Below are 24,405 nucleotides of genomic sequence, written 5' to 3' on the forward strand. Positions count from 1 at the left end.
CGCCGGCAACGACGGTGCGGACCTACAACGCGTGCAGAGAGGGAGGGAGGCCGACGGGCGCGAGCCGGTCCGCCGCTTCGATGCTGAAGATCATTTGCCTGACCGCTGCCCTGGGGGCAGCGCTGGGGACGACCGCGCAGGCGGCCGACCTGCAATTCGACGGCCGCCATGCGCGCGCCGAAGCCACTGCCAAGGGCAGCTTCGTGCTGCATGCGCCGAAGCGCGAGGTGCGCATCGCGCCGATGCCGATGCGCAGCCAGACCGGCAGCGTGATGTTCGATGCCCTGTTCGCACTGGCCCAGCAGGAGATGGACCAGGACCGCGTGGATGCGATCCGTGATCCCGCCTTCGACGAAGGCCGGCCGGTGCCCTGCGAGTGCTTCCAGACCGGCGCGCGCTGGCCCTATGTGTGGACGCGCGATGTCAGCTTTGCCGCCGATCTGGCGCTCGCACGCCTGGACCCGAAGCGCACCCGGCAGTCGCTGCAGTTCAAGCTGTCGGCGGCGCGCGATGGCCGTACGCCCGGCCTGTTCGTTGCGCAGGACACCGGCTCCGGCGGCAGCTGGCCGATCAGCAGCGACCGCGTGGTGTGGTTCCTGGCCGCGCGTCACCTGCTGGAGGATCGCGCGTTTGCCGACCAGGTCTGGCAGGCGCTGCAGGGCACGCTGGCGCAGGACCGCGCGATGGTGTTCGACGTGCAGATGGGCCTGTACCGCGGCGAGACCTCCTTCCTGGACTGGCGCGAGCAGACCTATCCAGACTGGACCCGCGAGGATGTGCGTTTCATCGGTGATTCCTACGCACTGTCCACCAACGTGCTGCACTACCAGGCACTGCGCCTGGCCGAACGCCTGGCCGGGCAGCACGGCGATGCCCGCGCGGCCGACTACAAGGCCTGGGCCGATGCATTGGCGCAGCAGATCGATGCGCGCTTCTGGCGCGAGGATATCGGCCAGTACATGAGCTACATCGGCGAAGCCGCGCACCCGGTACCGTACGCCAAGGTCGATCTGCTCGGCCTCTCGCTGGGCATCCTCGCCGAGGTGCTGCCGCCCGGGCGCGCGCGGCGTGCGCTGGCGGCGTATCCGATGGGCCCGGCTGGCAGCCCGGTGGTCTGGCCGCAGGAAGCACAACAGCCGATCTATCACAACCGGGCGATCTGGCCGTTCGTCAGTGCCTACTCGCTGCGTGCGGCGCGGCAGCTGGACGATGCGCCGCGCATCGCCGCCGAGATCCGCTCGCTGATGCGCGGTGCCGCGCTGGCCGGCTCCAACATGGAGAACTACGAACTGGTCACCCAGGCCGTCCATGTGGATGAAGGCGCGCTCAGCGGGCCGGTGGTCAATTCGGAGCGCCAGCTGTGGTCGGTGGCTGGATATCTGTCGATGGTGGTCGAGGGCGTGTTCGGCGTGCAGGACGATGGCCGCGTGCAGCCCAAGCTGCCAGCCGCGCTGGTCCCCGAACTGTTCGGCAAGCAGCGCCGCATCTCCCTGGAGGCCGATGGCAAGCGCTATGTGCTGGAGCGGCCGAAGCAGGTGGGTGATGGCCTGCTGGTGGCGGGCGAGGTAAAGACGCGTGGCGCCACCACCACCGTGCAGCTGGTGGCCACCGCAGCGGCACCGCGCAGCGTGGCGACGACGGCCGACGCCAATGCGCGCGCACCGGCCACGCCGGCCGCACCGCAGGCGCGACGCGAGGGCAGGGGCTGGAATGTCGAGGTCGCTGCCGGCCAGGTGCTGTGGCAGGACGGCCGGGCGCTCACCGCCAGCAATGGCCTGGCACGCATCGGTGACGATGGCCTGCAGCATTGTCTGAGCCTGACCCGGCGCGACGGCGCATTGGAATCGCTGCACAGTCCGATGGTCTGCGTCGGTCCGCAGCAGCGATTGAAGGGTGCCGAGCGCTGGCAGTTCACCTCGGCCAAGGCGGGGCAGGTGCGCCTGCGCCTGCAGTACAGCAACGCGAATGGGCCGATCAACACGGGCGTGACCGCCGCGGTGAAGCAGCTGGTGCTGCAGTGCCCGGGCCAGCCGTTGCAGCGGCACACCGTCACCCTGCCGCACAGCGTGGCCGTGCAGGACTCGACCTCGGCGACGTTCCCGGTGCCGAAGGGCCGATGCGCGGTCACGCTTGAAGAGGGCTTCAACATGAGCACACTGCAGCACTTCGCGCACTACACCGGGGGCAAGGGCGGGCGCGACGGCGTGCTCAACCAGGCGCAGGTGCAGGCGCTGACGGTGGCGCCCGTGGCCGTAGAGGGCGCGCGATGAATCGCCCCGCCAAACCCCAGCTGTCGTTCTGGCAGATCTGGAACATGTGTTTCGGTTTTCTCGGCATCCAGTTCGGCTTCGCCCTGCAGAATGCCAACGCCAGCCGTATCTTCGAGACGCTGGGCGCGGACATCGACGCGGTACCCGGGCTGTGGATCGCCGCGCCGCTGACCGGCCTGCTGGTGCAGCCGGTGATCGGCTACCTGTCCGACCGCACCTGGACGCGCTGGGGGCGGCGCCGTCCGTTCTTCATGATCGGTGCGGTGCTGACCACGCTGGCCCTGCTGGTGATGCCGAATTCGCCGACGCTGTGGATCGCGGCCGGCACGCTGTGGGTGCTCGATGCCTCGATCAACGTATCGATGGAGCCTTTCCGTGCCTTTGTCGGCGACCAGCTGGCGCCACGCCAGCGTCCGGCCGGCTACGCGATGCAGAGCTTCTTCATCGGCGTGGGCGCCATCGTCGCCAGCTTCCTGCCGTTCATCCTGGCCCATTTCGGCGTTGCCAATACGGCCGCCGCCGGTGAGGTGCCGGACACCGTGCGCTATGCGTTCTACTTCGGCGCGGCGGTGCTGCTGGCGGCAATCACCTGGACGGTGGTCAGCACCCGCGAATATTCACCAGCAGAACTGGCTGCCTTCGATGATGCCGAGCCGCCGGCGCATCATGCGGGAGCGGTGATCAACGGCCCGGCGCCATGGACGCGGGTGGCCCTGTGGCTAGGGCTGGGTGTGCTGTTGGCGCTGCTGATCACCTGGCGGCAAGGCGACAGGATGCTGTATGTGCTGGCAGGCCTGTGCGCCGGCTACGGCCTGCTGCTGGCGGCCGCGCGCGTGTTGCCGGCCACGCATATGCTGGCCGCCATCGTCGGCGACCTGCGCGCGATGCCGGTGACCATGCGCCGCCTGGCGTGGGTGCAGTTCTTCTCATGGTTCGCGCTTTTCGCCATGTGGATCTACACCACTGCTGCGGTGGCCGGTACCCACTTCGGTTCGACCGATCCACAGTCGGCGGCCTACAACGAAGGTGCCAACTGGGTTGGCGTGCTGTTTGGCGCCTACAACGGCTTCGCTGCGTTGGCGGCGGTGCTGATTCCACCGATGGTGCGTGCGATCGGCCTGCGCTGGAGCCACCTGGTCAACCTGTGGCTGGGCGCTGCCGGCCTGGTCTCGCTGATGTTCATCCGCGACCCGCACTGGCTGCTGCTGTCGATGGTGGGTGTGGGTTTTGCCTGGGCATCGATCCTGTCGTTGCCGTATGCACTGCTGTCCGACAGCGTGCCTGCGTCGAAGATGGGTGTGTACATGGGCATCTTCAATTTCTTCATCGTGATCCCGCAGCTGGTGGCGGCCAGTGCGCTTGGCTTTGCCCTGCGCGCATGGCTGGGTGGCCAGCCGATGCATGTGCTGGTGCTGGGCGGCTGCAGCCTGTTCGTCGCCGGCCTGTGCGTGCTGCGGGTTCCGTCCCGTCCGGAGGTGGTGTGATGCGTGGTGTCCTGGCTGTTGCCGTTTCCCTTGCCCTGTTCGCCGGCCAGGCCGTGGCCACGCCGCGCCCGGACTACGTCGGCACCACCGAACCGTTCGCCAGCGATGCGGTGTACTTCGTGGTCACCGACCGCTTCGTCAACGGTGATCCATCCAATGACCATCGCGACCAGGGTGGCGCGCACCGCACCTTCGACATCCCGGTGCCATGCCCGGACAAGGTGGACGGCAACATTGGCTACCTCGGCGGCGACTTCCGTGGCGTGCTCGACAATGCGCAGTACATCCGCAACCTGGGTTTCGGCGCGGTGTGGATCACGCCGATCATCGACAACCCCGACCAAGCTTTCACCGGCAGCAAGCCGATCAGCTGCACCAGCACGCTGACCGACCGCGGCAAGACCGGCTACCACGGCTACTGGGGCATCAACTTCTACAGACTCGATGAGCACCTGCCCAGCAGGGACCTGGACTTCGCCGGACTGACCAAGGGCCTGCACGGTGCCGGCCTGAAGGTGGTGCTGGACATCGTAGGCAACCACGGTTCGCCGGCCTGGACCATGCCGACACGGCAACCGCAGTTCGGTCAGATCTTCGACAAGGATGGAAAGTTGATCGCCGACCACCAGAACCTGCCGCCGCAGAAGCTGGACCCGAAGCACAACCCGCTGCACGCGTTCTACAACAACATCGGTCCGGTCGACAGCAAGGACGGCTCGATCTTCGACGGCAACCTGGCCGAACTGTCCGACTTCAACCAGGACAATCCGGCGGTGATGGATTACCTGGTCGGCGCTTACCTGCAGTGGACCGCGCAGGGCGTGGACGCATTGCGCATCGACACCATCGGTTGGCTGCCGCACCCGTGGTGGCATGAATTCGTCAAGCGCATCCGCGCCGAGCACCCGGGCATGTTCATGTTCGGCGAAGCCTTCGACTACAACGCGGCGACCATTGCCGAGCACACCTGGCCGGTCAACGCCAATGTCAGCGTGCTCGACTTCCCGTTGCGCGGTGCTCTGGAGCAGACCTTCGGCACCGCCGGCAAGGGCTTCGAGACCCTGGCCGAGCCGCTGCACCTGAGCGGTGGCCCGTATGCCAATCCGTACGAGCTGATGAGCTTCTACGACAACCACGACATGCCGCGCCTGCAGGCCAGCGACAGTGGCTTCATCGACGCGCACAACTGGCTGTTCACCGCGCGCGGCATTCCGGTGGTCTATTACGGCTCGGAGACCGGCTTCATGCGTGGCCGCGCCGAGCATGCAGGCAACCGTGCCTACTTCGGCCAGCCGCGTGTGGACGCTGCGCCGCAGAGCCCGATCTTCGCGCCGCTGCAGCGTATCGCCAAACTGCGTGAAGCGACCCCGGCACTGCAGCGTGGCTTGCAGGTGAACGAGCGCCTGCACGGCGACGAAGCGGTGTTCCTGCGCGTGCTGCAGCAGGAAGATCTGGCGCAGACGGCGCTGGTGCTGCTGAACAAGGGCGATGTGGCGCGCACCTTCGAGGTGGATCGCTACCTGCAGGCCGGCACGTGGCGTGACGCGCTGGATGGCGGCACGGTGAAGGTCGAGCGGCAGCTGAAGACTAACGTGCCGGCGCATGGGGTAAAGGTCTATGTGCTGGACGCCACCGTGCAGCAGCCGGCACTGCAGGCCGAACTGGACAAGGCGATGGCTGACCAGCGGGCACGGGACCAGCGCCTGGGGCGGTAGTGCCGGTCGCTGGCCGGCAACTCATGAATCCATGGTCCCTTCAGGTGCCGGCCAGCGGCCGGCACTACCGGGGGGACCACATCCGGCACAATAGGCACCCCTCACGCCGTGCCGCACCGCCATGACCGACCTCGCCCCGCAGACCCCGATCGAAACCCTGCTGAAGGCGGCGATGGACGGGGCGGTGCCGATCCGCGCCTTCATGGAAGCCTTCGTCGCCTCCGAGGTGGTGCTGCAGACCGGCAGCCTGGTGACCCCCGACGGCAGCGGCTTCGACCCGCTGCTGTTTGACAAGCAGGGCACCCTGCACGTGGCCGTGTTTACCGACCCATCGCGGGTGGGCATCTACAGCCAGCAGGCCGAACACCAGATCCGCTGGCTGATGCTGGACGTGCTGCGTCGCGTGCCGGGTGGCTACGGCGTGGTGATCAACCCCGGCACCGCGCTGGGCTTCGAGATCTCGCCCAGCGGCGTCGGCGAGATCCTGAAGGACTTCGCCCAGGGTTGATTGTCATGTAGAGCCGAGCCCATGCTCGGCTGCCGTTCGCGCCATGCCGGATCAGTCGAGCACGGCCCGACCCTACAGAACGCTTCCCTTCGGGTGCAGTACGTGGTTCCTTTTGGATAACACCAGGATCGAGGCTCTGCTGTGGAATTGAAGGAATTACCTGTCGGCTCACCGGCACGATCACGCCATTCCCGCTCCGCACTGATCTTCCTGATCGCAGCCATCGTTGCCGCGCTGGTGTCCGTGCCCCTGCTGCGCGCGGTGGGCATGGTGCAGTGGCCGGCCTTCGCCATTGCCTGGCTGATCAACCTGGGTTCGGCCTGGTATCTGGCCCAGTGGGCACGCGAGCAGGGCCGTTCGGCGTGGGCCTACGGATTGCCGGCGGTGCTCGGTACCGTCGCCTCGATCGTGGTCTATGTGCTGTTGGCGTTGCTGGGGCCGAAGGCCGGGGCACGCTGAACCTGCGCGCCTGTCGCGGGTAGTTTGCCGAGCACGGCTCGGCACTGGCACTAGGGTAAGACCAAGCCAAACAACAAGGGCGAGGCCAAGAGCGATCCCGCCCTGCGGCGCCTACCCGCGCAGCGACGATTCCCGCACCACCAGCTTCACCGGGATGCTCTGGCTCTCCACCGGCTGCCGGCCGATCAGCGTCAGCAGGCGCTCCACCAGCAGCTGGCCGGCCTGCTTGGTGTCCTGCTGCACCGTGGTCAGCGCCGGGGATACCGAAGCGGCCAGCGGGATATCGTCGAAGCCGGTCACCGCCACGTCCTGCGGTACCCGCAGCCCGGCCTCGCGCAGGGCGCGCATCGCACCGATGGCGATCAGGTCGCTGGCCGCGCAGATCGCATCGATCGGCTCGCCGCGCGCCAGCAGGGCCTGGCAGGCCTCCTGGCCGGAGGCCTCGGTGGTGATCGCATCGTGCTGCAGCGCCGGTTCGGCGGCCAGGCCGTGGTCCTGCAGGGCCGCGACATGGCCGCGGTAGCGCTCCTGGAATTCGGGGTAGTGGCTGGAGGCATGGCCAAGGAAGGCGATGCGGCGGCAGCCCTGCAGCAGCAGATGGGTGGTGATGTCATGCCCGCCCTGGAAGTTGTCGCTGCCGATCGAGACACCGGGCTGGCCGGGCAGGGCGGCGCCCCAGCGCACGAAGTGCGTGCCCTGTTCGACCAGCCGCTGCAGGCGGTCGCGCGATTCGTGGTAGTCACCGTAGCCGAGCAGGATGATGCCGTCGGCCTTGTTGCTGTCTTCGTAATCTGCCTGCCAGTCGGTGGACAGCTGCTGGAACGACACCAGCAGGTCCTGCCCGTGCAGGGCGCAGGCGCGGGTGATCGAGCCCAGCATCGAATGGAAGAACGGGTTGATCAGCGAATCGTCGTTGGTCGGGTCCTCGAAGAACAGCAGGGCCAGCGTGCCGGCATTGCGCAGGCGCAGGCTGGAGGCGTTCTTGTCGACCTTGTAGTTCAGCTCGCGGGCGATGCGCAGGATGCGCTCGCGGGTCTCGGCGTTGACCATCGGGCTACCACGCAGGGCCCGCGACACGGTCGGCTGGGAGACCCCGGCCAGGTGGGCGATGTCGAGGGAGGTGGCTTTGCCTTTGATCGTCATGGGCGGGCGGAGCGGGCAGGTGGAAGGTGCCCGGGCATGATGCCATGCGCAGACGCGAATGCCTCTCTGGACGTCGGTCGGGGCGAAGGTAAGTCATTGCCGGACAAGGAAATCAGCCTGATCCTTCGGTGCGGTCGGGGTCTCCTGACCGGGCGGACGGCGGCGGCAATGGTAAGATGCGTCGTTCTCGCATTCCCCAAAATTTCACCAGGGGCGGCCCAGCGTACTGCACCCCGCCCGGGGCTGTGCTATCACTGGCGGTCTGCCCCTGGACAACGGACGAAGGTACCTATGGCGCGCGGCATCAACAAAGTCATCCTGGTCGGCAATCTCGGCAACGACCCGGACGTGAAGTACACCCAGGGCGGCATGGCGATCACCCGCATCAGCCTGGCCACCACCAGCGTCCGCAAGGACAAGGATGGCAACCAGCAGGAGCGCACCGAATGGCACCGCGTGGTGTTCTTCGGCAAGCTCGGCGAGATCGCCGGCGAGTACCTGCGCAAGGGCAGCTCGGTCTACGTCGAAGGCAGCCTGCGTTACGACAAGTACACCGGCCAGGACGGCGTGGAGAAGTACTCCACCGATATCATCGCTGATGAAATGCAGATGCTGGGCGGCCGCGGTGAAGGCGGCGGCGGTGGTGGCGGCAACTACGGCGGCGATCGTCCGCAGCGCCAGCAGGCGCCGCGCCAGGAGTACGGCGGCGGTGGCGGCGGCCAGCGTGGTGGCCAGGGCGGTGGCTATGGCAACCAGGGCGGCAACCAGGGCGGCGGCTACGGCAACCAGGGTGGCAACCAGCGTCCGCAGCCGCAGCAGGCGCCGCCGATGGACGACTTCGCTGACGACGATATTCCGTTCTAGCGAATACTAGATCAATAGTGGTGATATAGCTTCGAGGAAGGCCCTGTTTTTACAGGGCTTTTCTTTTTTCTACGCTGACTTGCGTAGTCGAAAATTTCATATACAGTTGTACATATGCAAAAACAGTAGAAGAAGAGTGATGGCCATGCTGTCAGTTCATGTGCTTGGCGAAGGAGAACGAGTTCCAATGCTCCACGACGAGCAGGGCGTGCCTTTGTTCTACCCGACCCTGTTCGCTACTTCCCAGCTTCGGAATGCCGGGGCAGCCGTCAACACGATCCGAAACAAGCTTGCCGACATCGTTGTACTTCTGCGCTGGGAGCAGGCCAATGGCCGAGACCTGATCACCGAGTTCCGCAGCGGGCGCCTTCTCACAGTTTCAGACATAGTGTCGCTTCGAGATTTCGCCAAGCTCGACATGCGGGAGTTGAGTTCAGTTGGAGAAGGTGACAAGAAACGAAGCGTCGTCATCGATTTTCTCGAGGCGCGAGTTGCCTCAAATCAGGTGCTGGCCACCATTGGTGGGCAACAGCATTTCAACCGTATCAGCACGTTTGCCGACTATCTGGAATTTACGGCTTCGGTCGTTACACAGCACCAGAACTCGTCTCGAACCGCTCAAGAAATTGCGCGGATGGCCAGAACCATTCGCAAGCACCGACCGCGCGGGTTGGCAAAACAGAGGGATGACGATTTGGATCTGCGCTCGCCACCCTCCGAGTTGGTCGAGCGATTCATGGCGATAGGCACTGAGGGTGATCCGCGCAATCCGTTCCGGCATCCGGAAGTCCAGCTCCGCAATGCCATCATCTTCGGGCTGCTAAGACACACCGGAATGCGACGAGGAGAGCTATTGAGCTTGCGACTCGACCAGTTCGACTTGGGCCATGAGCCGCACGTCTGGGTTCGGCGCAATCAGGATGATAAGCATGACCCGCGACCCTATCAGCCGGTAACGAAGACCAAGGAGCGGCCATTACCGATACCTGAGGCGCTCGCCAATCAGATCGACCGTTACATGCTGAATGTCCGTTCCAGGATCGGCCCCGCCAGAAGGCATCCGTATCTACTTGTCTCGCACAGGAAGGGCGATACATGGGGCAAGCCACTCTCCACCTCAGCTCTGAGTAGCCAGATCTTTTCGCGGATGCGCGCGGTGGACCCCGCCTTTGAGGCGATCCATCCCCACGCCTTTCGACACCATTTCAATTACGAGCTTTCCGTCAGCATTGACAAGCACAACGCCAAGATCCGGTCGGGTGAAGATGCTGAGGCATTGCCGTTCAGCGAGGCTAGGGAGCTGGATGTTCGTGCTTTCCTGAACGGTCATCGCAGCAAGGCATCGGGAGCGACGTACAACCGGCGTCACATTCGTGAAGCCAGCGACAAGGCTGCTCGTCAGGTGCAGGCCGCTCATCCCAAGCGTAGCGATAACTCCAAGGGGGGCGGTGGTGATTCGCGCTAATCCAAAGCAGGTCGATGTCGAGGGAAAGTCGACCGCTCAGACAGTGTCTAAGGATGGTTATCCCTTCAAGCCTTCGGATAAACATTGGCAATTAAACAAGGACGTGCAGATTTCACTAGCGCTGCCGGGGGTGGTTGAAGCTAGAACCGAGGCTGGCTTTCGCGCCACGCTGTTGCGCTATGCGGAAGAGGCATCCGCTCGTCATGCGCGAAATATGGAGACGCGTTTCAAGCGATACCTGCGGGATACAGGAGCGTCGCGGGTGACCGTGGTTGACCTCATCAACTGGCGCGCCAGCCTTGCGGCAGACGAGCAATATCAGTTAGGCGGCCTGAAGGGCTTTCTGCTTGCCTGGCATGACTACGGATTTGACGGCGTCACTAGCGAAGTCGTTGATCTCCTCCAAAGCTGGCGAATAAAGGGGAATGAAAAGGGGGCGGCCGTTGCCAGTGGTTGCCCCGAGAATGGGCCCTACACCGACCTCGAGATGGCTGCGCTCCTGGATTGGGCGAACCTCGCGGTAGCACGAAAGGACATTGCATTCGAGGACTACGCATATCTGCTCACCTTGGCGATGACCGCGCGCCGTCCCGTCCAGATCGCTGCTCTCAGGGGGCGGGATCTCGTTCGTGAAACAGGTGAAGGCGCGCCCATGTTTAGGCTCAACATTCCGCGAGCCAAGCAACGTGGCATCGCTTTTCGAGGTGCCTACCGGTCTCTTGCCATCCTTGAAGACCTATATCTGGTGCTTCGGCAGCAGCATCGACAGTCCGTCGCCGCAGTTCTCGAGGCGATTGGGGGGGCGGTTGATCCTGCCTTGGTAGGTGAGGTGCCGATCTTTCTCAATCGCAAGAAGCTTGAGGATGTTGGAAATTTAGACGAGCTCACCGACTATCTGATGGGTGGCGCGCCAGATCAACTGCATTCAAAAATTGACTCGCTCGATTCCGCTCTACAGCGTTGCGCGAAGGCGTCGACTGCGCACTCGGAGCGTACTGGTGAGTTTATTCGTTTTTCCGCACTGCGATTCCGACACACGCGAGGCACGAAGCTTCGCCGAGAGGGATTCGGTGCAGTCATCATCGCCGAGTTGCTGGATCATTCCGACACCCAGAACGTCCATGTGTACACGGAGAACACCGCTCAAGAGGCGGTAGTCATCAATGAGCTAGTGGGTGCTCGACTCGCTCCCTTCGCGCAAGCCTGCCTCGGCAAGCTTGTCCACTCTGAACGTAAGGCAGTTCGCGGTGACGATCCGCGGAGCCGTGTGCCGAATGATCGTCAACACGCGGTGGGGACCTGCGGTAACTATGGATTCTGCGCTAGCGGCTACCGAGCCTGCTACACATGCTTTCACTTCCAGCCGTGGGTCGACGGGCCGCATGAAGAGGTGCTGGTGGACCTATATGCCGAGAAGGAGCGCACCCGGGAGGCAGGCTGTTCCAACGTCATTGTTAATGCTAATGACCAACTGATCCTTGCTGTCGAGCACTGTGTTTCGATGTGCAAGGATGCGAGGGCTCAGATGCTCGACGCGAATCTGTTGGAGGCGGGCACCCATGGGTGATGTCGTCCAGTTCGTTCCCCGCGCTGAGCGTGAAGCCAGCGGAAACCTTGCCGACTTCATACGCTTGGCAAAAGAGGGTCTGACTGCCTTCGCGAATGGTGGCGCTTGGGATCGCGACAAGTGGCAGCAAAACGAGACCATAGTCGTCTTCGCAACGAAAACAGCACCTCTGAACTCATACTCTTTCACGCCCTTCGTCGAACCATTCATGCAGTTCGCAAAGGCATACATTCGATACAGATATAGCCACAGGCCAGTCAAGAGCTTGGCAATGATGCTCCAAGCACTTCGCTGCGTGGAGGCAGGATTGCTGGCGGCTTGCGGCCGAGGAGATGTCGGACTCCTGAGTGGTGCGGTAATGGACGTTTGCGCCAACAAGTGCAAGGAGTTCTACTCCAGCGAGGACGTGCACCACAAGACCGGGCTCCAACTTCAAGCTGTATTCGACTTCTTACGTGAGAACAGCCTTGTCCCGTCGTTGCCGGCTTGGAAGTCTCCTTTCAAGAAGCCGGTGATCCTGACCGAGGATCTCGGCGAAGCGGGACAGGCCCATCGCATGAAAAAGCTTCCCACCAATGAGGCAATGCTCGCAGTTGCTGACGTGTTTGCCCTGGCCGACGATCGGGAGAGTCAGTTTTACTCATCAATCTTCATCCTGCTTATGGCCGCGCCAGGCCGCGTCTCCGAAGTGCTGAAGCTTCCTATTGACTGCATCCAGTGGGAGGAAGATGACGACGGTAATCTTCAGATGTTCCTGCGTTGGAATGCGGCCAAGGGCAAAGGAGCGACGAAGAAGTGGGTCGTGCCTGTCATGCATGACGTCGTGAAAGAGGCCGTCCGGCGCCTGATCGAAATCGGTGCTCCTGCACGTGAGTTAGTCAGGGCGGCGTTCGAAGGCTCCACGTCTTCGTCTGAAGATGTCGGCACGTCCAATCTCATCAAAGAATTTGGCGGCTTCTACTGGCCCTTCCTTGATGAGAAGAGGGTGCTGACGACCTGGAGTGCTCTGTGCCTGCATCGAGAGAATGAATTCAGTCGCGAGAAGGAAATTAGGCCAGACTCATGGCGGATTCCAAGCGCTAACGAGGTGAATAAGCGCTTGGGCGCTGGCAGCGGCCACGGCGAATCTCTTTTTGACCGTATGGGCCTGCGGAATTTGGATGGCACGCGCATCACGTTGACATCGCACCAGCTCCGTCATTGGCTCAGCACGATGTCAGAACGGGCGGGCATGGACGATTACAGCCTGGCGCGCTGGGCCGGTCGCGCAAAGGTTTCCGACAACCGTCATTACGACCATCGCTCGCCGGAGGAACGCCTAGAGGCTGCCCGTGGGCTGCTTCCGATGCAGCCTGCCCCATTGCTCGAACGCATCAAGCAGCGTCAACCGGTGACGTATCAGGAACTTGGGACTGATCGGCTGGGAACGGCCAAAGCCACGCTCTATGGCATGTGCGTGCACGACTACGCCATGGCACCGTGCCAGAAACAGCGCGAATGCATGACCTGCAAGGAGCATGCTTGCATCAAGGGTGATCACGTTGCGCTAGACCGGATTCGCCTCTTGGAGGCGCAGACGGAAAAACTGCTCCAGCAGGCCATGAAAGCTCATGAGGATGGCGACTTTGGTGCCGACCGCTGGGTGGACAATCACAAGTGGAAGCTCGCGCACGTCAAGGCAATGAGGATGGCATTGGAGCATCCCAATGTTCTGGAGGGAGCGGTCCTCAGGATTCCGGATGGGCACGATCCTTCTCCGGTTCGCCGTGCTCTCATGGATCTTGGCGTTGTCGAAGTGCCCTCCATGGATGCGCTTGGTCCGAAAATGATTGCCTTGGCTCTTACCTGACCCGCCATGCCAAAGAAGATCATCACCAAGGCAACGCTGCCAAAGATAATGCGTGAGCTGGATCGCTGGGACGGCAAGCTCACTTGGCCGCTATTCTGCGAGCGCGCCGCAAAGGTGCTGGACGTGCCTTCGATCTCGAAGCACACGATGTACCTTTATCCTGCCGTCAAGGAGCGGTTTCAGCAGCGTCAAAAGGATTTGCGTGAGGCGAGAGATGCGCTTCCGAGAGATTTCACGTTGGACGCCGCTATCCGCCGCATCACTGACTTGGAAGCGCAGGTTAAACGGTTAGAGGACACCAACAATCTGCTTCTTGATCAGTTTCGTCGATGGCAATACAACGCCTACGCGAACAACGTTCGTATGGACTTGCTTGCATTGGACAAGCCGTTGCCTGAGGTGAACCGTTCTGGTCGCCGGAAAGGTGAAAAGAAGAAGAGAGAGAATAGCGAGCAGTGACCTGGAAGTGGTTTCTTTTGAGAGGTCACGGCAGCTCCGCCGGTCGCAATGCACGCTACTGAGTAGTAGAGCCTCGGTTCGGACCGATCAGAATCCGCTGCCGGCTCTTATCGGCGTCTTGCTGGAAGGGATCCGGACACTGAAAGAGCGGCGCGCGCAAGAAGACCAAGCTAAGCATGGTCGATCTGTTCGAGGTGTGGTGCGCATTGCTGTACGTAGAACCTAACATTCGCTTGGATGAGACGGGGATCCTGTAGTGCTGTTCCTGCGCGCTATAGCCTGCAGCGGAGTGCGCCCCTCCGACCATGTGCGGCTGCTGTAGCCGATTCACCGCAACCGCGTGATGCAGATGGGCGCTAAAGATCTGAAGTGCGCTTCCCTCGCCGTCCCGTGGAGATCCAATGGCGTAGGAAGAGTTAGGGTCGGTGGTCACATCGCCGTGGACGTTCGGATCCGTTCCGGCAACGCATGAGAAGGACCAGGCGGGGCCGTCTAGAACACAGATGCAGTCGGGCAAATGTTCAATTTCCTCAATCCCAAGCTGCTTGAACAGTTCGCCGGAGTTCATCGCTTCAGGCAGCTTTCGGAGGGGGCGCGCAGAATAGGCGATTACTCCCGCAAAGTACGTATTGCGGCGGATGGATGCAGCTTCCATCACGTCGACCGCAGATTTGATGTTCTCAAGGGCCTCGACCAGGCTGCCCGCCCAGCGGTAGTGTCGCCCCTTGGGGGTGAGAAACGATGGGCTGGTACTCATCCGGACGGTTTCCCTCACTATTTCTAGAGAGCTCTTGACCTCAATGATCGCAGCAACGGATTCAGGCCTAACGATCGAAAATTCATCGGCGCGTAACAGCGGGGTAAAGTCCTGCTTGTCATGCGCGAGGCAGTCGATCTGGCGCCAGGATCGATCAACCTGATTGTCTTGCTCTCGATCATGATCGGTCACGAATCCGCTGGTGACCAGGAAGCGTGATGGGAGATGCTGCTTGAGGAACTCTCGCAGACTCGCTTCCCGATAATGCCCATCGTCGCGGTGCGGAGCTGCTCGGATCATTTGTGATGGATTTCCTCTTCCAAGCCCAATGATGCCGTGAAATCCATCGCCGGCGCCTTCCCTATAAGGCCTGTTGCGGCAGGGCATAGAGGCCCAGTAGTCACTGTTGTCCCCTTCAGTGTTTATAGGTCCTGAAGGGGTCACACCACGTTGTTCACTACCAGCCACCACGTGTCGTTGAAATAGAATGCAGACGTGCGGCCGGCAGGCAGTCGGCTGCCAGACCGTCGGCCGAGGCGGGGCTGTTAGGCCTCCCTCGCACCGAACGGTCGAGATGACATGAGCATCGCCCGCCTATGTAGGCCAACCATTTAGTCAATCGGCGCATCGCGGAAGGGTGCGATGAGTGAAACGGGAGTAGCATGACTCATCTGCTCCCCCAGGCCAGAGGGATGATCTACCCAATCGCCAGTGACGCCACCAGCCTGGAAGGACCTGCTCTGCGCGCGTTTACCAAGATGGCAGAAGTTTGGAAACTAAGCGCTCATGAGCAGTCGGCAATCCTGGGTAGGCCCATCGACGTTGCTTGTGCACAGCTAGAGGCGGGAGTGACTGACGGCCTTTGGCCAGAAACACTCGAGCGAATCAGCTATGCGCTCGGCATATACCGGGCACTGCACATCCTCTTCCCTGATCAGCAGCAAGCTGACAGCTGGCTACGACGCCCCAACAGCGCAGCACCGTTCAAGGGGACCCCGGCCTTGGCCTTCATGTGCTCTGGTCAACTCAACGACCTTGCCACTGTTCGTGACTATCTAGAGGCCCAGGGAATCGCCGCCTCCCTGACAGCTCCGACGACGTCCAGCAGTCTGTGACCGAGCACCACTAAGAAAGTCGGGACTATAACCACCACCTCGTCACAACCACCAAACCGCATAGCCGATACGTGAGACGAGCGAAGACGATGGATCCTGTTCATTTAGCAGTCTTTGATGGCTTACCTTCTGTGCCCGCCAGGCCTGTCCAGAACAAATTCTTTCCAAATCCAGTCCAGTTGGCATCGTTCTTACGAGCCGCGTAAAGTTCTGTAGAGACAGGATAGTCCACCGGGGGATGGAGCATGCCGATCGAACGTATTGTTATCGAGAACTTCAAGTCTTTTCGCCACCTCAATCTGCAGCTCAATGCGCACATGAACCTTGTGGTTGGTGACAACGAGGTGGGAAAGTCCACCTTGCTGGAAGCGATCCACGCAGTGATAACTGGGCAGCTGTATGGTCGCAACCTCACCTACGAGCTCACACCCTATCTTTTCCACCAGCCAACGGTGAGGGAGTACTTAGCGGCTCTGCGCGCGGGAACGCCTGCGTCACCGCCCAGGATCTCCATTGAAGCCTATTTGGGGAACGATCCCGCGCTGGCGTCTTTGCGCGGCACCAACAACTCATTAGGTCTAGACGGTGCAGGCGTCCGATTGCTGGTCGAGCTCAGCGATGACTATCGCGAGGAATTCAACGCCTACCTGCAGCAACACCAGGGCGCGACCAGCCTCCCAGTGGAATACTACACGGTGCGCTGGTACTCCTTTGCCAACAACGGTGTCACCGCTCGTACCATCCCGTTCGATTCAACTATCATCGACACCCACGGTATCAAGACACTGTCCGGAGCCGATCGCTATATCGCCAGCATCATCGAACAGGCGCTTACCCCAGCGCAGCGCGTGTCGCTATCTCTGAGTTTTCGCCGCATGCGGCAAAGCTTCGCGGAAGAGGGCGACGTTGCCGCCATTAATGCTTATCTCACTGAGCACACGGGGGACATCAGTCACAAAGCATTGACGGTGGGCGTGGACTCTTCACCGCGCTCAACGTGGGAAACCAGCTTGTCACCGTACCTGGATGAGCTTCCTTTCACCCAAGCTGGCAAGGGTGAGCAAAGCGCAGTAAAGATGAAGCTGGCTATGCATGCTGCAGGCTCGGCGCATGTACTGCTGATCGAAGAGCCGGAGAACCACCTCTCCTTCTCTGGCATGAGCCAGCTGATTGACAAGATTTCAGCGCTCTCTACAGCGCAGCAAGTGGTCATCGCAACCCACAGCAGCTTCGTTCTGAACAAGTTGGGCGTGGACAATGTGATCCTGTTCAGCGCCCAAGGCCAGATGAAACTGGATCAGTTGCCGCATGATACGCACGATTACTTCATGAAGCTTCCTGGCCATGACACGTTGCGACTGATTCTGGCCAAGCGGGTAATTCTGGTGGAGGGCCCGTCCGACGAGCTGATCGTGCAACGTGCCTACCTGGATCACCACGGTGTAGCACCATTGGCCCGTGGCGTGGACATCATCTCGGTCAAATCACTGGCGTTTAAGCGCTTCTTGCAGATTGCGGAGCGCCTGCGTATTCAGGCCAAAGTCGTCACCGACAACGATGGTGATATCGCGCTAGTGCAAGAGCGATATGCCGACTTCCCCAATGCCATCTACTACGATTCTGACGAGACCGCCCCATCGTTGGAAGAACAACTTATTAAAGCCAACTCACTGGACGAGCTGAACACCGTGCTGGCCCAGTCATTCGCCGACGAGGTGGCTTTGCTCAAGTACATGAAAGGTCACAAGACCGATACGGCTCTAGCCATTTTCAACAGCCCTCATTCAATCAGGTTCCCGGACTATGTCCAGCGTGCTATCGCCTAACCGGGTACTGCTATCGGCAGCCGGCTCTGGCAAGACCACCTTGCTGGTCCGCCAGGCCTTGGAGCGACCACAGCGCCGCATCGCTATGCTCACCTATACCTTGGAGAATCTCGAAGAAATTCGACGCTCATTCGAGGCCCATGCCGGCGCGGTGCCCGCGAATGTTACCTTGTATAGCTGGTACGGATTTCTGCTACGCGAGTGTATTCGACCTTATCAGGCGGCACTGTGTCGCGAGCCACGGGTTGAATCGATTCAGTTCGTTGAAGGACGGACTAACAACCGGGCACCCCGCTCGCAGATTTCCCGCCACTATCTGGCAGGCGACAGGATGTACTCGGATCGGGCCTCGGATTTCGCCGTTCGTTGCGATGAGCTAACTCATGGTCAGGTCATCTCGCGCTTGGCGGACATGTACGACGAAGTGTACGTCGATGAAGTGCAGGACTTGGCTGGCTACGACCTAGATCTGATTGAGCGCCTGTTGAAGAGCCCCATCGGCGTTACGCTAGTGGGCGACACGCGCCAAGCGACCTACGCCACCAACTACGCGCCTCGGTACAGCCAGTTCCGCGGACCGAACTTGGCGACGTTATTCCAGCTTTGGGAGTCGCACGGCCTGTGCCAGATCGATCACCGCCTCACGAGTTTACGATGCGTGCAGGCCTTGTGTGATCTGGCCGACGCGCTCTATCCACAGATGCCCCGGACCCAATCAGGCAATGATCAGTTGACCGGTCACGATGGCATATACCTGGTCGCGCCCGAGCATGTCACTGCGTACATGCAGGAGTTTGCCCCAGCCGTGCTGCGGCATGACCGACGGCAGGCTTGCGATGGCCTACCAGCAATGAACTTCGGTCAGTCCAAGGGACGCACCTATAGCCGTGTGCTCATCTTCCCTAATGGGCCTTTGACGCAGTACCTGCGCACTGCCGACGCGTCCCGCATAACGGCGCCACCCAAGTATTACGTCGCCTTCACCCGGGCGAGGCAGAGTGTGGCGTTTGTGTATAACGGCACGTGCGCGCTTTTGGGCCACCAAGTCTATACCCCTCAAGCTCAAACGACTTAGCGCCGCAACAGTTTGCACGGACACGCAGTAGGCCCACGGACTGGGCATGGCTGACCGACGTGACGAGTACAGTGCTGGAGCGGCTGGCAACGTAGGGTAGCTTCGTGGCAACGATCTGTACGGGCTTTGCAGCGGTCACAATTTCTTCAAGGGCGCCGCCGTGGGTGGCGGCGGCACTGGCCCAGGGTCGTTGAAGGAAAGCACTGCCCGCTCGATGCCGAATTGATCGAAAAGTACCCGGGCGATCACAGCGTGGACCACGTCAAGGTCCACCGAGGGGGCAGCGACAGTGATGGTGGCCGCAATCGCGCGTCCAGGTGCCAGGCCTGGGACGAGCCGCAGGCCGTCTACCGCTTTCACGCCCGGGTCCGTGAACATCGCTGCCCGGACCTCTTCCAAATTGATCTCGTTCATGAGGTTGAGGGATCTTGGATAGCGCCATCGCCACGACTGCCGCGGTCGCGATGTAGCCAGCGGTACAGCACCGGCAGGACCAACAGCGTCAGCGCGGTCGAGGACACGATACCGCCGATTACGACCGTGGCCAGCGGCCGCTGTACTTCAGAACCAGCGCCTACGTTCAAAGCCATCGGCAGGAAACCAAGGGAAGCCACCAGGGCAGTCATCAAGACCGGTCGTAGTCGCCCCAGGGCGCCATCCCGGACAGCATCTTCGAGGGCGTCGCCTTGCTCACGCAGTCGGCGGATGAAGGCAATCATGACCAAGCCATTGAGTACTGCCACGCCCGAAAGCGCAATGAAGCCTACGCCCGCAGAGATTGACAGCGGAATTCCGCGTAGAGCCAAGGCGATTACGCCACCAGTCAATGCCAAGGGAACGCCACTGAACACGATGGCGGCATCCTTGGCCGAGCCGAAGGCCATGAACAGCAGGGCGAAGATCAGCGCCAATGTGACCGGGACAACTACCGCCAAGCGCTGGCTGGCCGAGATCAGCTGCTCGAACGTGCCGCCATAATCGATCCAGTACCCCTCTGGAAGAGGTACATCCTGGCCGATGCGGGTACGCAGATCGCCAACGAATCCGCCAAGATCACGCTCACGCACGTTGGCGGTGATCACCACTCGACGCTTGCCGTTCTCACGATTGATCTGGTTGGGCCCGCGCTCTACCTGTATCTTCGCCACTTCTCGTAGTGGAACAGTGCGAGGCCCACCGTTGGCACCAGCGGCTACACGGCTGGACTCATCGATACTGGTGCTCTCCGGCAGTGGAATGGGCAGGTCCGCAAGCACAGCCGGGTCTTGCCGCAGCGATTCGGGCAAACGCACCACCAGGTCGAATCGGCGGTCGCCCTCGATCAGCTGGCCAGCGACGCTACCGCCGATGGCGGTTGCCACCGTGTCCTGCACGTCACCCGGATTCAATCCATACCGCGCCAATGCCGCTGGATCTGGCGTGATGGTGAGCAGTGGTAGGCCAGTAACCTGCTCGGCCTTGACGTCTTGGGCGCCGGGGACCCCGCGCAGGACGCGCTCGACCCGGCTGGCCAGGCGGGTCAGCTGGTCAAGATTGTCGCCGTAGACCTTGACCGCAACGTCCGAGCGAACGCCGGAGATCAATTCGTTGGTGCGCATCTGGATGGGCTGAGTGAACTCGTAGTTGCTACCCGGGATCTCCTTGGCCGCCGCCTCCAGCTCTTCCACCAGCTCGGCCTTGGGCTTGCGCGGGTCGGGCCACTGGTCGCGGGGCTTGAGCATCAGGAAGGTGTCGGCCATCGACGGCGGCATAGGATCGGTGGCCACCTCGGCGGTGCCGATCTTTGAGAAGATGTTGGCCACCTCCGGGAACTGGGCCAGGCGCTTCTCCAGCGTTTCCTGCATGGCCACCGACTGCTCCAAGCTGGTGCCGGGAATACGCATGGGCTGCAAGGTGATGTCGCCCTCATCCAGGCTCGGCACGAACTCCGAACCCAAGCGGGTGGCCAGCACGCCACAGCCCACCACCAGCACGGCCGCGCCGGCCAGCACCACCACGCGCCGACGCAGGGCCCAATCCAGCAGCGGCGTATAACGGGCACGCGACCAGCGCATCAGGCGGTTGTCGTGCTCAGCCACACGGCCGCGCAGGAAGCTGGCGATCGCCGCCGGCACGAAGGTCAGCGACAACACCATGGCGCCGGTCAGGGCCAGCACCACCGTGATCGCCATCGGGTGGAACATTTTTCCTTCTACCCCGGACAGCGCGAAGATCGGCAGGTAGACCGCGGCGATGATGCCCAGGCCAAACAGGCTGGGACGGATCACCTCGGCGGTGGCCGAGGCGGTCAGGTCATAGCGCTCTTCATCGTTGAGCTGGCGGCCCAGCGCGTGCTGCGCCTCGCCGAACCGGCGCAGACAGTTCTCGATGATGATCACCGCCCCGTCCACGATCAGGCCGAAGTCCAGCGCGCCCAGGCTCATCAGGTTGCCCGACACGCCGCCACGCACCATGCCGATGATGGTGAACAGCATCGCCAACGGGATCACCGCCGCGGTGATCAACGAGGCGCGCACATTGCCCAGCAGCAGGAACAGCACCACCACCACCAGCAGCGCGCCCTCGATCAGGTTCTTGGACACCGTGCCGATGGTGCGATCCACCAGCGCGGTGCGGTCATAGACGGCCTTGGCATGGACGCCGGCAGGCAGGCTGGCGTTGGCGGCATCCAGCTTGGCCGCGGCCGCCTGGGAGACTTCCCGGCTGTTGGCGCCGAACAACATGAAGGCGGTACCGACCACGACCTCATGGCCATTCTGGGTCGCCGCACCCGTGCGCAGCTCCTTGCCTTCGCCTACGCTAGCGACGTCGCGGACGCGAATGGGCACGCCATCGCGCCGGTCCAGCACGATGTTCCCAATCGCGTCCAGATTGGCCAGCTGGCCGGGCACGCGGACCAGAAATTGCTGGCCGTTGCGCTCGATGTAGCCGGCACCGATGTTCTGGTTATTGCGCATGACCGCTGCGACCACATCGTTCAGCGTAAAGCCCAGTGCCACTAACTGGGCCGGATCCGGGGTGATGTGGATCTGCCGCTCAAAGCCACCGATTGTGTTGACCTCGGTCACTCCAGGCGTGGTGCGCAGCTGCGGCCGGATCACCCAGTCCTGCAGGGTGCGCAGGTCCGTGGCGGTATACGGGGTGCCGTCGGGCTTGCGGGCGTTGGGCTCAGCCTCCACGGTGTACATGAAGATCTCGCCCAGGCCGGTAGAGATGGGACCCATCTCTGGGTCCAACCCTTCGGGCAGCTGAGATGCGATCTGCTGTAGCCTTTCGGCGACCTGCTGGCGGGCAAAGTACAGGTCGGTGCCGTCTTTGAAGACGACAGTGACCTGGGAGAGTCCGTAGCGCGACAGCGAGCGGCTGTAGTCCAGCTTTGGTAGCCCGGCCATGGCCGTTTCAATGGCGAAGGTCACTCGCTGCTCGGCCTCCAGCGGCGAGTAACCCGGGGCCTGGGTGTTGATCTGGACCTGGACGTTGGTGATGTCGGGCGTGGCGTCAATGGACAGGTGACGGTAGCTCCACACGCCCAGTGCGACTAGCGCAGCGGTGAGCACCAGCGTCAGCCAGCGGTGGCGGATGGACAGACCAATGAGGCGTTCGAGCATGGCGGGCCTCATTCCTCTTCCACGGTGGATTTTTCGATGTCGGCCTTGATCAAGAAGCTTTGGGCCACCACCACTCGTTCACCCGCCTTGAGCCCTTCCAGCACTTCGGCGCGTTCGGCGTCGCGGCGCCCCAGCTTGATCGGCCGGGTGTGGTACGTCTCGCCCTGCTGCACGTAGACAACGTCCTGGTCCTGTGCGGTCTGCAGGGCGGTGATCGGAACCACCAGCGACGCCGATTGGCGATCCACGGTGACCCGCGCCTTGACCGCTGAACCCGGCCGCCACAGCCCATCGGTATTAGCCACGGTGGCGCGGGCGATGGTGCTTTGGCTGGCAGTGGCGGTGCCGGGCAGGACGCGCTCCAATGTGGTCTGCGCCGTGACGCCATCGCTCAAGCGGGTGACCGTCACCGGCACGCCGGCACTGATGTGCTGGGCGTCGGCGCCGAAGATGTGCAGGTCCACCCACAGCGTGGACAGGTCGGCGACCTCGAACAGCGGGGCGCCCTCAGGCGCCGACATGCCCACGGTGGCCGTACGCGCCATGACCACGCCATTGATCGGCGCGGTGATGGTGTAGGTGGTCAGGCTGAGGTTGCTCTCCACTGTCGCGAGCACCTGGCCGGTGCGTACCTGGTCACCCACGCCCACTCGCACGGAACGGACCGGTCCGGGGAAGCGTGCAGTGACCTGCGCGATGCGCCCATCGATTGGGGTCAACAGCCCTTGCACCTCATGCTCATCGGCAATCTCACCGGGTCCAGCCGGCGCGACCTGGATACCCGCCGCCTGCGCAGCTTTGGCCGCGATCTCGGTTTCCAGCGGCGCTTCCTCGTGCTCGCCGTGCTCTTCGCCCTCAGCGGCGTGGCCTCCTTCAGATGCTTCGTTGGGGGTCGACGCGTTGCAGGCCGCCAGCATCAGGGCCATGCCCAGTGCGGTCCAGGAAAAGCGATTCATGGGGTCTCTCCAGTGGAAGCGGCAGCCGGCGGCGTGACAAGCGCCTGGCCGGTCAGTCGTTGAATTTCGATCAGGGCGCGCTGCGCATCCAAGGCGACGTCCAGCTGTTGCTGGGCCATGGCGGCGCGTTCGGACTGCAACTGTGCCCATTCCAGGTAACTGATCGCCCCAGCACGATAGGCACGCTCAGCGGCCTGCTCGGCTCGGGCCAGCTTCGGCAACACGTCGCCGTGCAGGCGCGCCACCTCGGCCTGTGCCACGGTGTAGCGGCCATGGGCTTCGACCAGCGTGGAGTACAGCGACAGGCCCTTGGCCTCGCGCTCGATCGTCAGGACCTGCAGCTCGGCTTCGCCGGCGCGAATCTCTGGCTGTGCGCGGCTGCGGCTACCCAGCGGCATGGATAAGCTGGCGACCAGCGCGGTGTCATCGGTCTCCTGTAGTCGGCGCACTCCGAGCTGCCAGGACAGGTCCGGTGAGGCCGCTGAACGCGCCAGCTGCAGTCGTGCCTGCGCGATCCGGCGGGCGTCGGCAAACTGCGCCAATTCCGGAGTCCGTTCCAACTCATCGGCCAGCGTCTGCATGGAGGCGATCTTCGGCAGGGCCATCGGATCGGCCGGGGCCACCTCGAAGCTGGGAGTACGTTCGCCCCACAAAGCGGCCAGATGCTGACGAGCAGCGAGTCGCTGTTGCTCGGCCCGATCACGCGTCAGCTCGGCCCGCGCAAGCGCTGCCTGCGCGGTGAGCAGCACCGACTCGGGTGAAGCGCCGGCCTGCAGGCGCTGCCTGGCGGCGGCCACGGTTCGCTGGCGTTGGCCAACATCGATGTCCGCTAGGCTTCGTTGCCGGTCGGCACCAACGACAGCCAAATAGCGCTGCGCCGTCTCGGCTAGCAAGTCCAGGCGCCCGGTCTCGCGCTGCACGGCCAGCGCATCAATCCGGCTTTGTGCCAAGGTACGGCGGGCGTCGAGCTTGCCGCCGCGCTCCAGCACCGAACTCAGGCTCAAGGTCAACTCGGCGCTGTCCAAGCCACCGGCCGCGCCGGTGCCCAGCGCGTTTTCGACCTCGGCACCGAGCGTCCAGGGTGGGCGCTGCACCGCCTTATCTCGCTCGGCAACGAGGACAGTGGCTCGCGCATCGACCAGACGCAGCTCGGGATGGGTTTGGGCTACGCGTGCAAAGGCATCGTCCAAGGTCATCAACTCGACCGCCGCCGCAGGCATCGCTGCTGCGCCCGTTAACAGCAACGCGGCCAAGGCCGCCCATCGCACAGACATGGAAGTACTCC

Annotated in this window: 18 protein-coding genes and 1 pseudogene; 13 read left to right on the forward strand and 6 right to left on the reverse strand. The window is 62.6% G+C overall.

Annotated elements, in window-relative coordinates:
• Positions 1-80: 80 nt before the first annotated feature.
• From A7X97_RS10345 to A7X97_RS10365, 5 genes are all read left to right on the forward strand, one after another.
• The gene (locus tag A7X97_RS10345; protein WP_088496553.1) at positions 81-2,270 is read left to right on the forward strand and encodes a glucosidase family protein; all 2,190 of its coding nucleotides are present in this window, start codon (positions 81-83) and stop codon (positions 2,268-2,270) included.
• Positions 2,267-3,754, forward strand: coding sequence for an MFS transporter (locus A7X97_RS10350; RefSeq protein WP_088496554.1), 1,488 nt, complete (start codon positions 2,267-2,269; stop codon positions 3,752-3,754). Before A7X97_RS10345 ends, A7X97_RS10350 begins: the two co-directional genes overlap by 4 nt.
• Complete coding sequence (locus tag A7X97_RS10355; RefSeq protein WP_088496555.1) at positions 3,754-5,469, forward strand: alpha-amylase family glycosyl hydrolase; 1,716 nt, start codon at positions 3,754-3,756, stop codon at positions 5,467-5,469. The genes A7X97_RS10350 and A7X97_RS10355 overlap by 1 nt, the downstream gene beginning before the upstream one ends.
• Positions 5,470-5,590: 121 nt before the next feature.
• Positions 5,591-5,977 (forward strand): SseB family protein, encoded by a 387-nt coding sequence (locus tag A7X97_RS10360; RefSeq protein ID WP_072168643.1) that lies wholly within the window; start codon positions 5,591-5,593, stop codon positions 5,975-5,977.
• 141 nt (positions 5,978-6,118) lie between these two features.
• Positions 6,119-6,436: a hypothetical protein gene (locus A7X97_RS10365; protein ID WP_088496556.1), complete on the forward strand. Its 318-nt coding sequence runs from the start codon at positions 6,119-6,121 to the stop codon at positions 6,434-6,436.
• Positions 6,437-6,547: 111 nt separating this feature from the next.
• Here the strand turns inward: A7X97_RS10365 and A7X97_RS10370 are convergent, their stop codons facing one another.
• A complete protein-coding gene (locus A7X97_RS10370) occupies positions 6,548-7,579 on the reverse strand; it encodes a LacI family DNA-binding transcriptional regulator (protein WP_088496557.1) in 1,032 nt (343 codons plus the stop codon).
• 291 nt (positions 7,580-7,870) lie between these two features.
• Between A7X97_RS10370 and A7X97_RS10375 the strand changes: the two genes are divergently transcribed.
• The 5 genes from A7X97_RS10375 (at position 7,871) to A7X97_RS10395 (ending at position 13,783) form a co-directional block, all read left to right on the forward strand.
• On the forward strand, positions 7,871-8,443 hold the full coding sequence (locus A7X97_RS10375) for a single-stranded DNA-binding protein (protein ID WP_043034165.1): 573 nt from the start codon (positions 7,871-7,873) through the stop codon (positions 8,441-8,443).
• A gap of 139 nt (positions 8,444-8,582) precedes the next feature.
• Positions 8,583-9,908 (forward strand): site-specific integrase, encoded by a 1,326-nt coding sequence (locus tag A7X97_RS10380; protein WP_223276829.1) that lies wholly within the window; start codon positions 8,583-8,585, stop codon positions 9,906-9,908.
• A complete protein-coding gene (locus A7X97_RS10385; protein WP_049397656.1) occupies positions 9,895-11,475 on the forward strand; it encodes a site-specific integrase in 1,581 nt (526 codons plus the stop codon). The genes A7X97_RS10380 and A7X97_RS10385 overlap by 14 nt, the downstream gene beginning before the upstream one ends.
• Positions 11,468-13,324 (forward strand): hypothetical protein, encoded by a 1,857-nt coding sequence (locus A7X97_RS10390; protein WP_111007897.1) that lies wholly within the window; start codon positions 11,468-11,470, stop codon positions 13,322-13,324. Before A7X97_RS10385 ends, A7X97_RS10390 begins: the two co-directional genes overlap by 8 nt.
• Before the next feature lie 6 nt (positions 13,325-13,330).
• Positions 13,331-13,783, forward strand: coding sequence for a hypothetical protein (locus tag A7X97_RS10395; RefSeq protein ID WP_049397654.1), 453 nt, complete (start codon positions 13,331-13,333; stop codon positions 13,781-13,783).
• Positions 13,784-13,838: 55 nt separating this feature from the next.
• On the opposite strand, the gene A7X97_RS10400 is transcribed toward A7X97_RS10395, so the two are convergent.
• Positions 13,839-14,840: a DUF6602 domain-containing protein gene (locus tag A7X97_RS10400; protein ID WP_111007898.1), complete on the reverse strand. Its 1,002-nt coding sequence runs from the start codon at positions 14,838-14,840 to the stop codon at positions 13,839-13,841.
• Positions 14,841-15,202: 362 nt separating this feature from the next.
• Here A7X97_RS10400 and A7X97_RS10405 point away from each other — a divergent pair, with 362 nt between their 5' ends.
• The 3 genes from A7X97_RS10405 to A7X97_RS10415 all read left to right on the forward strand — a co-directional run bounded on the left by A7X97_RS10405 (position 15,203) and on the right by A7X97_RS10415 (position 18,556).
• On the forward strand, positions 15,203-15,655 hold the full coding sequence (locus A7X97_RS10405; protein WP_065427963.1) for an antitoxin Xre/MbcA/ParS toxin-binding domain-containing protein: 453 nt from the start codon (positions 15,203-15,205) through the stop codon (positions 15,653-15,655).
• Positions 15,656-15,900: 245 nt separating this feature from the next.
• Positions 15,901-17,481 (forward strand): ATP-dependent nuclease, encoded by a 1,581-nt coding sequence (locus A7X97_RS10410; RefSeq protein ID WP_111007899.1) that lies wholly within the window; start codon positions 15,901-15,903, stop codon positions 17,479-17,481.
• Positions 17,459-18,556 carry a UvrD-helicase domain-containing protein gene (locus tag A7X97_RS10415; RefSeq protein WP_049397650.1) on the forward strand — a complete coding sequence of 366 codons (1,098 nt, stop codon included), beginning with the start codon at positions 17,459-17,461 and terminating at the stop codon, positions 18,554-18,556. The genes A7X97_RS10410 and A7X97_RS10415 overlap by 23 nt, the downstream gene beginning before the upstream one ends.
• A 135-nt stretch (positions 18,557-18,691) precedes the next feature.
• Here the strand turns inward: A7X97_RS10415 and A7X97_RS10420 are convergent, their stop codons facing one another.
• The 4 genes and pseudogenes from A7X97_RS10420 to A7X97_RS10435 all read right to left on the reverse strand — a co-directional run bounded on the left by A7X97_RS10420 (position 18,692) and on the right by A7X97_RS10435 (position 24,394).
• On the reverse strand, positions 18,692-18,970 hold the full coding sequence (locus A7X97_RS10420) for a hypothetical protein (protein ID WP_049397649.1): 279 nt from the start codon (positions 18,968-18,970) through the stop codon (positions 18,692-18,694).
• Complete coding sequence (locus tag A7X97_RS10425) at positions 18,967-22,164, reverse strand: efflux RND transporter permease subunit (RefSeq protein ID WP_111007900.1); 3,198 nt, start codon at positions 22,162-22,164, stop codon at positions 18,967-18,969. Before A7X97_RS10425 ends, A7X97_RS10420 begins: the two co-directional genes overlap by 4 nt.
• An 8-nt stretch (positions 22,165-22,172) precedes the next feature.
• Positions 22,173-22,979, reverse strand: a pseudogene (locus tag A7X97_RS10430) (efflux RND transporter periplasmic adaptor subunit); the annotation flags it as partial.
• A gap of 137 nt (positions 22,980-23,116) precedes the next feature.
• The gene (locus tag A7X97_RS10435) at positions 23,117-24,394 is read right to left on the reverse strand and encodes a TolC family protein (RefSeq protein ID WP_049397647.1); all 1,278 of its coding nucleotides are present in this window, start codon (positions 24,392-24,394) and stop codon (positions 23,117-23,119) included.
• Between the last annotated feature and the right edge of the window lie 11 nt (positions 24,395-24,405).

Source organism: Stenotrophomonas sepilia, from assembly GCF_003244875.1.
Classification (GTDB): domain Bacteria; phylum Pseudomonadota; class Gammaproteobacteria; order Xanthomonadales; family Xanthomonadaceae; genus Stenotrophomonas; species Stenotrophomonas sepilia.

Coding starts and splice junctions, on each gene's coding strand:
- A7X97_RS10345 (WP_088496553.1), top strand. CDS start 81: ATGCTGAAGATCATTTGCCTGACCGCTGCCCTGGGGGCAGCGCTGGGG.
- A7X97_RS10350 (WP_088496554.1), top strand. CDS start 2,267: ATGAATCGCCCCGCCAAACCCCAGCTGTCGTTCTGGCAGATCTGGAAC.
- A7X97_RS10355 (WP_088496555.1), top strand. CDS start 3,754: ATGCGTGGTGTCCTGGCTGTTGCCGTTTCCCTTGCCCTGTTCGCCGGC.
- A7X97_RS10360 (WP_072168643.1), top strand. CDS start 5,591: ATGACCGACCTCGCCCCGCAGACCCCGATCGAAACCCTGCTGAAGGCG.
- A7X97_RS10370 (WP_088496557.1), bottom strand. CDS start 7,579: ATGACGATCAAAGGCAAAGCCACCTCCCTCGACATCGCCCACCTGGCC.
- A7X97_RS10375 (WP_043034165.1), top strand. CDS start 7,871: ATGGCGCGCGGCATCAACAAAGTCATCCTGGTCGGCAATCTCGGCAAC.
- A7X97_RS10380 (WP_223276829.1), top strand. CDS start 8,583: ATGGCCATGCTGTCAGTTCATGTGCTTGGCGAAGGAGAACGAGTTCCA.
- A7X97_RS10390 (WP_111007897.1), top strand. CDS start 11,468: ATGGGTGATGTCGTCCAGTTCGTTCCCCGCGCTGAGCGTGAAGCCAGC.
- A7X97_RS10395 (WP_049397654.1), top strand. CDS start 13,331: ATGCCAAAGAAGATCATCACCAAGGCAACGCTGCCAAAGATAATGCGT.
- A7X97_RS10400 (WP_111007898.1), bottom strand. CDS start 14,840: ATGATCCGAGCAGCTCCGCACCGCGACGATGGGCATTATCGGGAAGCG.
- A7X97_RS10405 (WP_065427963.1), top strand. CDS start 15,203: ATGACTCATCTGCTCCCCCAGGCCAGAGGGATGATCTACCCAATCGCC.
- A7X97_RS10410 (WP_111007899.1), top strand. CDS start 15,901: ATGCCGATCGAACGTATTGTTATCGAGAACTTCAAGTCTTTTCGCCAC.
- A7X97_RS10415 (WP_049397650.1), top strand. CDS start 17,459: ATGTCCAGCGTGCTATCGCCTAACCGGGTACTGCTATCGGCAGCCGGC.
- A7X97_RS10420 (WP_049397649.1), bottom strand. CDS start 18,970: ATGAACGAGATCAATTTGGAAGAGGTCCGGGCAGCGATGTTCACGGAC.
- A7X97_RS10425 (WP_111007900.1), bottom strand. CDS start 22,164: ATGCTCGAACGCCTCATTGGTCTGTCCATCCGCCACCGCTGGCTGACG.
- A7X97_RS10435 (WP_049397647.1), bottom strand. CDS start 24,394: ATGTCTGTGCGATGGGCGGCCTTGGCCGCGTTGCTGTTAACGGGCGCA.